The organism is Mycobacterium sp. E136 (assembly GCF_001666865.1).
Classification (GTDB): domain Bacteria; phylum Actinomycetota; class Actinomycetes; order Mycobacteriales; family Mycobacteriaceae; genus Mycobacterium.
Map to the genome: position 1 here is coordinate 1 of NZ_LZJE01000039.1, position 7,909 is coordinate 7,909.

The 7,909-nt window shown below is 65.6% G+C and carries 6 protein-coding genes and 2 tRNA genes; 4 read left to right on the plus strand and 4 right to left on the minus strand.

What is annotated here, in order from left to right:
- The 3 genes from A5698_RS03295 to A5698_RS03305 all read right to left on the minus strand — a co-directional run.
- On the minus strand, positions 1-183 hold a 183-nt coding region (locus A5698_RS03295), incomplete at its 3' end, for an ATP-dependent Clp protease proteolytic subunit (protein WP_197506623.1).
- Positions 184-290: 107 nt separating this feature from the next.
- A complete protein-coding gene (tig, locus tag A5698_RS03300; RefSeq protein WP_068293300.1) occupies positions 291-1,694 on the minus strand; it encodes a trigger factor in 1,404 nt (467 codons plus the stop codon).
- A 38-nt stretch (positions 1,695-1,732) separates the two neighbouring features.
- Positions 1,733-1,806: transfer RNA gene (locus tag A5698_RS03305), tRNA-Pro, on the minus strand.
- A gap of 157 nt (positions 1,807-1,963) precedes the next feature.
- On the opposite strand from A5698_RS03305, the gene A5698_RS03310 reads away from it, so the two are divergent.
- The 4 genes from A5698_RS03310 (at position 1,964) to A5698_RS03325 (ending at position 6,763) form a co-directional block, all read left to right on the plus strand.
- A tRNA-Gly gene (locus A5698_RS03310) sits at positions 1,964-2,037 on the plus strand.
- Between the two features lie 22 nt (positions 2,038-2,059).
- Entirely contained in the window at positions 2,060-4,033 is a 1,974-nt protein-coding gene (locus tag A5698_RS03315) for a SpoIIE family protein phosphatase (protein WP_084792227.1), read from the plus strand.
- A 735-nt stretch (positions 4,034-4,768) separates the two neighbouring features.
- Positions 4,769-5,380, plus strand: coding sequence for an undecaprenyl diphosphate synthase family protein (locus tag A5698_RS03320; protein ID WP_068293304.1), 612 nt, complete (start codon positions 4,769-4,771; stop codon positions 5,378-5,380).
- Positions 5,381-5,386: 6 nt separating this feature from the next.
- The gene (locus A5698_RS03325; RefSeq protein ID WP_068293311.1) at positions 5,387-6,763 is read left to right on the plus strand and encodes an FAD-dependent oxidoreductase; all 1,377 of its coding nucleotides are present in this window, start codon (positions 5,387-5,389) and stop codon (positions 6,761-6,763) included.
- Between the two features lie 6 nt (positions 6,764-6,769).
- Here the strand turns inward: A5698_RS03325 and A5698_RS03330 are convergent.
- A partial coding sequence (locus tag A5698_RS03330) for a sugar transferase (RefSeq protein ID WP_068293315.1) occupies positions 6,770-7,909 on the minus strand: 1,140 nt, incomplete at its 5' end.

Sequence of the window (7,909 nt, forward strand, 5' to 3'; positions counted from 1 at the left end):
GGGCGAGTTGATGTAGAGGTGGATGTCCTTGGTGGGATCCTCGGCCGACAGCAGCAGAATCTGCGCGCAGAGCTTGTTGGCGATGTCGTCATCGACCTGTGAGCCCAGGAAGATGATCCGCTCCGCCAGCAACCGCTCATAGACCGAGTCGACAAGGTTGAGGCCTTGCGAGGCGCCACGCATGTGGGTCACGACTGGATACCTGCTTTCTTCAAGAGCTTGATACTCACCGACACTAACCAACCCGCGCGGGCGTGCAGTCCCTAGACGGGCCGCGTTCGCTCACAGCGTCACTTCGCGTCGGCCGACTCCTCGTCAGCTTCGGGCTCGGCGGTCTCCGAGGCCTCGTCGGCAGCTTCCTCGGTCTGCGCGTCGGCGCGGCCGAAGAACTCCGTGGTGTCAATCACGTTGCCGTCGGAGTCGGTGACGTTGGCGCCCTCGACGATCGCGGCGAGCGCCAGCCCGCGACGCACGTCGGCGAACAGCGCGGGCAGCTGATTGTTCTGCTGCAGCGACTGGATCAGCTGCTGCGGCTGTAGGCCGTACTGCTGCGACATCAGCATCAGGCGCTCGGTGATGTCGTTCTGGCCGACCTGTACGTCGAGCTTGTCGGCGATCGCGTCGACGAGCAGTTGCGTCTTGACCGCCTTCTCCGCATTGCTGCGGTTGTCGGCGTCGAACTCCTCGCGGCTGGAGCCCTGGGCCTCGAGGGCCTCGGCGAGGCGTTCCTCGTCGTGGTCGAGCCCGTGGATCGCGTTGTGCAGCGCGTCGTCGATCTGGGCCTGCACCACCTTCTCCGGAAGCGGCACCTCGACCTGTTCGAGCAGCGTCTCGAGCACCTTGTCGCGGATCTGCTCGGCCTGCTGGACGCGCTTGGTCCGGCGCACCTGCTCGACGAGCGACTCCTTCAGCTCCTCGATGGTGTCGAATTCGCTTGCCAGTTGGGCGAATTCGTCGTCGGGCTCGGGCAGCTCGCGCTCCTTGACCGACTTCACGGTGACGGTCACCTGAGCGTCCTCGCCGGCATGTTCGCCAGCGGCCAGCTTGGTGGTGAAGACGCGGGTCTCCCCCTCCTTGAGGCCGACGATCGCCTCGTCGAGGCCGTCGATCAGCTGGCCGGAGCCGACCTCGTGGGACAGGCCCTCGGTGGCCGCGTCGGGCAGTTCCTTGCCGTCCACGGTCGCCGACAGGTCGATGGAGACGAAGTCGCCGTTCTCGGCGGCGCGCTCGACACCCTTGAGCGTTCCGAAGCGGGCGCGCAGGGACTGCAGCTCGGCGTCGACCTCTTCGTCGGTGACCTCGATGGGGTCGACGGTCACCGTCAGCGTCGACAGGTCGGGAAGCTCGATCTCGGGGCGGATGTCGACCTCGGCCGTGAACGTGAGGTCCTGGCCGTACTCCTTGTTGGTGATTTCGATGTCGGGCTGGCCCAACGGCTGCACCTCGGAGCTCGTCACCGCCTCGCTGTAGCGGCCGGGCAGGGCGTCACTGACGACCTGGTCGAGCATCGCCTCGCGGCCGACGCGCGCCTCGAGCAGCTTGCGCGGCGCCTTGCCGGGACGGAAGCCGGGCAGCCGGACTTGCTTGGCCAACTGCGCGAACGCACGGTCGAAGTCGGGTTCGAGCTCAGTGAAGGGCACCTCCACGTTGATGCGAACCCGGGTGGGGCTCAACTGCTCGACGGTGCTCTTCACGATCTGCTCCTCGTTGTTCTGGTCGGTCGATGTCGCAGTCGGGGTGACAGGATTTGAACCTGCGGCCTTCCGCTCCCAAAGCGGATGCGCTACCAAGCTGCGCTACACCCCGTGTCCTGCTCGTCGCGTTGACGCTCGAGTGCTGCGTCCGCGCGGATCGTTCCGCGAAAACACGGAACGACCACGCGAGATACTACGGGCTGGACACGCGAAGCCTTCAATTGGATTTGATTTGGCTGCCGCCGGTACGATCTGGTCTTGCTGTACATGCGGGCGTAGCTCAATGGTAGAGCCCTAGTCTTCCAAACTAGCTACGCGGGTTCGATTCCCGTCGCCCGCTCCAAGGGCGATGCGATAGTTATCGCATGCGCGGGAATGGGGGTGCTTCGCCGCCGGATACTTCGCGGCGCGCCGTCCCCACCGCGGCGTTCATCGTCGCGTCGCTGCTGGCGATTCTTTTGCTGGGCTGGCTCTCGCTGGCAACGCGGCCCACGGCCGGATCATTTTCCGTGTGGTGGCCGGCCGCCGGCGTCGCGGTGGGCCTCGGCATCCGGTTCTCGCGGCGCTACCTCTGGCTGCTGGCACCGGCCGCCTGCCTGGTCACACTGCCGCCCCAGCTCTGGGCCGACCGGCCGCTCCCGTTGGCGCTGGCCTTGTCGCTTGCCGTCGGCGTCGAGATGGTGGTGGGCACGCTGATTCTCAGGGGCCGGACGGACACCTTCCCCCGGCTCGTGACACTCGGCGACTTCGCGCGGTTCCTGCTCGCAGCCCTGACCGCCGCGGTCGTCTACGACCTCGCCGCCACGCTCGCCGACCTGTGGTTGAGCGGACCGGATGACGCGCTCACGCGGTTGGTGACCGCCGCGCCGAAACACGCCGCCGGCATCATTCTGGTCGCACCCCTTTTCATGGGCCTGCAGTCCCGTACCCGCCTCGCGTCCCGCGCCGAAGCACTCGGGCAACTTGCGCTCACGCTGGCCGTGACCTTCTACGTCTTCTCGATCAACGACCAGCTACCGGTCTCGTTCCTGCCCTTCGTCCCCCTTGTCTGGGCCGCAACGCGCCTGACCACCCGGCAACTGCTCCTGCAGATCCTCATGGTGTCCGCGATCGGCTCGTACGCCAGCGCTCGCGGCTTGGGCATCTTCGCCTTCGACCGGCTCGGCGTGACGACCGGCAGCATTCTGCTGCAGGTCTTCGAACTCACGCTGGTGATGGTCCTCATCTCACTGTCGCTGATGGTCGGCCTCGAACGGGATACCGCGCAGCGCTTGGCGCGCAGCGAGGAACTGTTCCGCACGAACTTTGATTCCTCGGTCGCGGGACAGGTGATGGTCACCCATAACGGGGGCGAATGGCGAGTCCGGCAGTACAACGCTTCCGCGGCCGCGATCCTGCCGGGCCTCGAGCAGGGGACGACGAAACTCGACGACCTGTTCGGACCGGAAGCGACGGCCGCGCTGGCCGAGGTTACGGATTCGCTCGACGGGGGCAACGCGCGACTCACGCTCGTCACCGACAGCGAGCGCAGTCTCGACGTCAGCGTCGCGGGGGTCGCCGACAATCTCACCGGACATCCGGTGTTCGCACTGCATTTTCAAGACGTCACCGAGGCCCTGCGGGTCCGGCGCCTCGAGCAGGCCGAGCTCGAACGGGCCGGTGAAGTGCAACGCGCACTGTTACCCGAGCATCTGCCGACGATGCCGGGATGGAGCATCGGCGCGGTGTCCGCCCCCGCGCGTCAGGTCGGTGGCGACTTCTACGACATCCGGTTGTATGTGCCCCACGCGGTGATCAGCCTCGGTGACGTCATGGGCAAAGGTGTCGGCGCCGGGATGCTCGCGGCGGCGACCCGTGCAGCCTTGCGCTCCAACGCTTTTGAGACCAGCCCGGCCGGCGCCGTCGCGCACGCAGCCGGCGTGATCAATCACGACCTGAATCGCACCGGTGCGTTCGTCACGTTGACCTACGTACGCGTAGACCTCGTCTCCGGCGACTTCGAGTTCGTCGATGCCGGCCACGGGCTGCACTTCATACTGCGCGGCAACTCCGGCGGTGTGGAGCGCTTCGCGTCCGAAGACCTGCCCATGGGACTGGAATCGGAGTGGCGGGAACGGCGGGGCACGCTGGCGCCGGGAGACGGGATGCTCTTGGTCAGCGACGGCCTGTTGGAGCTGTGGGGCAACACCGTCGACGACCTCAACGATGCGATCTCCGACTGTGTGCAACGGCTCGGCGCCGTCAGCGCCCAGAGCCTCGTCGAGGCGCTGTGCGTGGGCGCCGAGGGGTCCCTCGACCGCGACGACGTCACCGCTGTAGCGCTTCGGCGAGACCTGTGAAGGTCAGGGATTCGGCGCCGAAGTCGCCGTTGTCTGGGTAGGCCTAACACGCCGGCTGTGCCGATATCGCCGCGTCGCGCATGGGCGCCCGATCGACGGTCGGACGCACCCACCCTTCGCTGGTTCTCACGCTGCAGAACCGAAACCTGCACCGCGCGGGAGTCCACACCACCGTCTTGCAGTCCTTTCACAGGCAACGACGTCACGTGAATGGAACTGGTATAGACGTACCAGAGTTTGCTGCTTTTACTTATTCGCGACACATTTGCTCGTCTTAGCAAACTCATTCAGTGGCACCCGATGCCTTATATCGCCCTTATCTCGAGAATCGGCGAAAACATCCTATTTTCGCGAATAACTTGACTCATGGTCACAGATCACATACCTATCTAGGAAGCGACAAATTAAAGGGGTTTCAATGGGCCCGATCGACATCTCGCGCGAGGGTACCGTCGGTCTGCGGCGGCAGTTCCCCTGGTGCCGGTCGGTGTCGCTCCTTCGTCGGAAACCCGACGGTCCAGCTCAGATTCCCTTTTTCAGCCTCGCCGAGCCATGGTTACGAACCCGGCCGCGCAGCGTCTGGGTCGAGCCGCGGACGTGCGGTTTCAATAAATGGACTTATGGGTATCGAATAAGTACTCTTACCCAGAGCCATAAGCGTACTTACGGGGGGATAATCGGTTGCGCGTTCTGACGGGCTACGAACCTACCCACGTCGGGTTGATACCCGACGGCATGCGGCGGTGGGCAAAGAGCCGTGGCGTCTCATTGGAGGACGCGTATCTTCAAGGCGCTGAAAAGGTAGCCGACATTCTCCAGGTATTGCGTCGCCACAACGTGAAGACGGTGACGGTCTACAACCTGAGCCGCGCCAATCTCGCCCGCAGCCAGGCCGAGCTCGAGCCGGTGTTCAAAGCGTCGATCACGTTCCTGACCACGTTGATCCCCGCTCGCTTCGCGCCCGACGAGTGCAGTGTGCGGCTGCACGGCGATCGCTCCGTGCTTCCGGACGAGTACGTCGCCGCGGCGCAGCATGCGGAATCCGTCATGTGTGGCGAGGATTTCCGGGTCAACATCCTGGCCGCATACGACGCCAACGACGAGCTACGCGCCGCGCACCTGCAGGCCCAGCAAGAGGGCGGCGAGATTCGCGGCGCGTTCGGCATCGACGACGTCGACCTGGTCATCCGCACCTCGCCCGAGCCTTTGCTGAGCGGATTCCTCCCACTGCAGACCCAGTACGCACAACTGCGCTTCCTGACGACACCGCTCAACGATCTCGAGGATCGACACATCGAGGAATTCATCGACGACTACCGGCGCACCCCGCAACTTCGAGGACGGTAGCCGTCCATGCACTCCGACAAGCGTCCCCTGATCATCGGCGCCGGTCCGGCGGGCCTCACTGCCGCTCTCGAACTGGCCAAGAACGGCGTCGTGGCGCAGGTGTTCGAGGCGTCGTCGAACGTGGGCGGTCTGGCGCGCACCCCGGGCGAGCACGGATTCCGGATCGATCCCGGCGGACACCGGTTCTTCACCAAGAACAAGCAGATCCTCGAACTCTGGAAATCCCTGCTGCCGGCCGACCAGTGGCATTCGGTGTCCCGCCGCTCCGCCATGCTCGTCGACGGCCACTACGTGCCCTACCCACTCGTCGGCCGAAACCTGCTGACGCAGTTGGGCTATCGCCGGGGGGCGCGCGGCCTGGGCAGCCTGCTGTGGTCGCGGCTTCGGTGCGGTTCGATCGACGACTCGGCCAACTTCCTCGAGTGGGGGCGATACCAGTTCGGCGACTACTGGTACCGCATGTTCTTCGACGGATATGTGCGCAAGACCTGGCTCGCCGAACCCGCCGATCTCACGAGCGATTGGGCCGAGCAGCGCATCAAGCCGATCGTCTGGGGCGACGCGATCGGCGCCGACGCCTTCCTTTATCCCCGGCGCGGACCCGGTCAGCTCTGGGACGCGGCAGCATCGGCGCTCGCGGAGTTCGGCGTCGAACCAGCGCTCGACGCACCGGTGGACAAGCTTCGATACGACGGCCGGCGGTGGACGGTCGAACTGCGCAACGGCGACACCGCGACCGGGGACGCCGTCTTCTCCAGCATGCCCCTGCAGATGTTGATCAACGCGCTGGAACCAGCACCGCCGCAACAGGTCTGGGAGGCCGCGGCCCAGCTCAAGCACCGTGGCCTGATCACCGTCGCGGTCGCCCTCGGACAACGACGCGAACTCCCGTTCAACTGGGTGTACACCCCGGGTAAGGATCTGCGGGTGGGCCGCATCCAGAACTACCGCCGGTGGTCGGACGATCTCACCCCAGCGGGCTGGGACGGGACGTACCTGGGCTTCGAATACTTCATCGGCGCGGGTTCGGAGCTGTGGACCGCCGACGACGGCCACCTTCGGCGCATGGTCGAAACCGACCTGCGCACACTGGGATTCGACACCCGCACGATCGAGCGGGTCATGGTCGTGCGCTCCCAGTTCGCCTATCCGATCTGCAATCCGGCGATGGACACGAGCGTCGGCCGGATCCGGGAATACCTCCGCAGGCGCTATCCGTCCCTGCACCCGATCGGACGTAACGGCATGCACCGCTACGACAACCAGGATCACGCGATGCTCAGCGCGATGCACAGCGTCAAGCGGTACTTCGGCGAGAGTATCGACCCCTGGCAGGTCAACAGGGAGCGCCGCTACCACGAATCCGGGCTGCTGAAGGTCTAGCCACCCTTACTCCGACGGCTTGAGCACCGCCATCACCGTCAGCACCATGATCTTGAAGTCGAGAAGTAGCGACCAGTTCTGGATGTAGTAGTTGTCGAACTCCGCACGGTCGGCGATCGAGGTCTGGCCGCGAAGGCCGTGCACCTGCGCCCAACCCGTGATGCCGGCCTTCACCCGGTGGCGGTCGCCGTAACGCCGCACCTGCATCTCGAACAGTTCGACGAACTCCGGCCGCTCGGGGCGCGGGCCGACAAGTGTCATATCGCCGCGCAGCACGTTCACGAGTTGCGGCAGCTCGTCGAGCGACGTCCTGCGCATGAACTTGCCGATCGCGGTGCGCCGGTCGTCGCCCTCGACTCCCCCGGGCGCGGAGCCGTCCTTCAAGCTGAACGCCTTCGTGGCGGGGCCGACCGGTCGCATGCTGCGGAACTTCAAGCAGTCGAACACTTTGCCGTCGCGCCCGACACGTTGCTGACGGAAGTACACCGGTCCCGGCGAGCTGAGCTTGACCAAAAGCGCGAGCGTCACGTACAGCGGCGAGAGCAGCAGCAGGCCGACCGCGGCGATCACCCGTCCCAGCGCGTGCTTGACGGCGAACTGCCAGCCCTTGGGGTCGGTGTGACAGAGCACCAGCAGCGGTATGCCGCCGAGGTGCTCGACATATGTCGCGCCGCCGATAACGTCTCGCATGCGTGGCACGACCCGCACCCGAAGTCCGAGGTTCTGCGCCAACTGCGCGGCGAGTGCAAGCTCTTCGTCGGGAGTCGTCGACGACCCCACGATGAGCTTCTTTGCCCCGGTGGCCCGTACCGCGACCTCGAGGTTGGCCGTGGGCCCGAGGTAGGGCACGTCGACCAACTCCGCGGAGGTCGGGCGCGTGTCGTCGAGTACTCCGACCGGGTGGAGGCCGTAATCGGGGATCTGGCGCATCCGCGTGATGAGCTGACGCAGGAAAGGGCCGGAACCGATGATCAGTGCCGGTGCCCCGAAGCCGTGCCTGCGCCTCAGGTACCGCTGGGCCAGCGACCTGAGAAGACGGACCGCGGGCAGCAGGATTGCAGCACAGACCCAGATCCTGATGACCAGTTCGCTTGGGCGGACGTGCTCTTCGACCACCGAGCCGGTCGGCAGTGCGGGCACGGCCAC

Excerpts from the sequence above, each read along its gene's own strand:
- A5698_RS03320 (WP_068293304.1), top strand. The coding sequence starts at position 4,769 with ATGCGGCGGTGGGCAAAGAGCCGTGGCGTCTCATTGGAGGACGCGTAT.
- A5698_RS03315 (WP_084792227.1), top strand. The coding sequence starts at position 2,060 with ATGCGCGGGAATGGGGGTGCTTCGCCGCCGGATACTTCGCGGCGCGCC.
- A5698_RS03325 (WP_068293311.1), top strand. The coding sequence starts at position 5,387 with ATGCACTCCGACAAGCGTCCCCTGATCATCGGCGCCGGTCCGGCGGGC.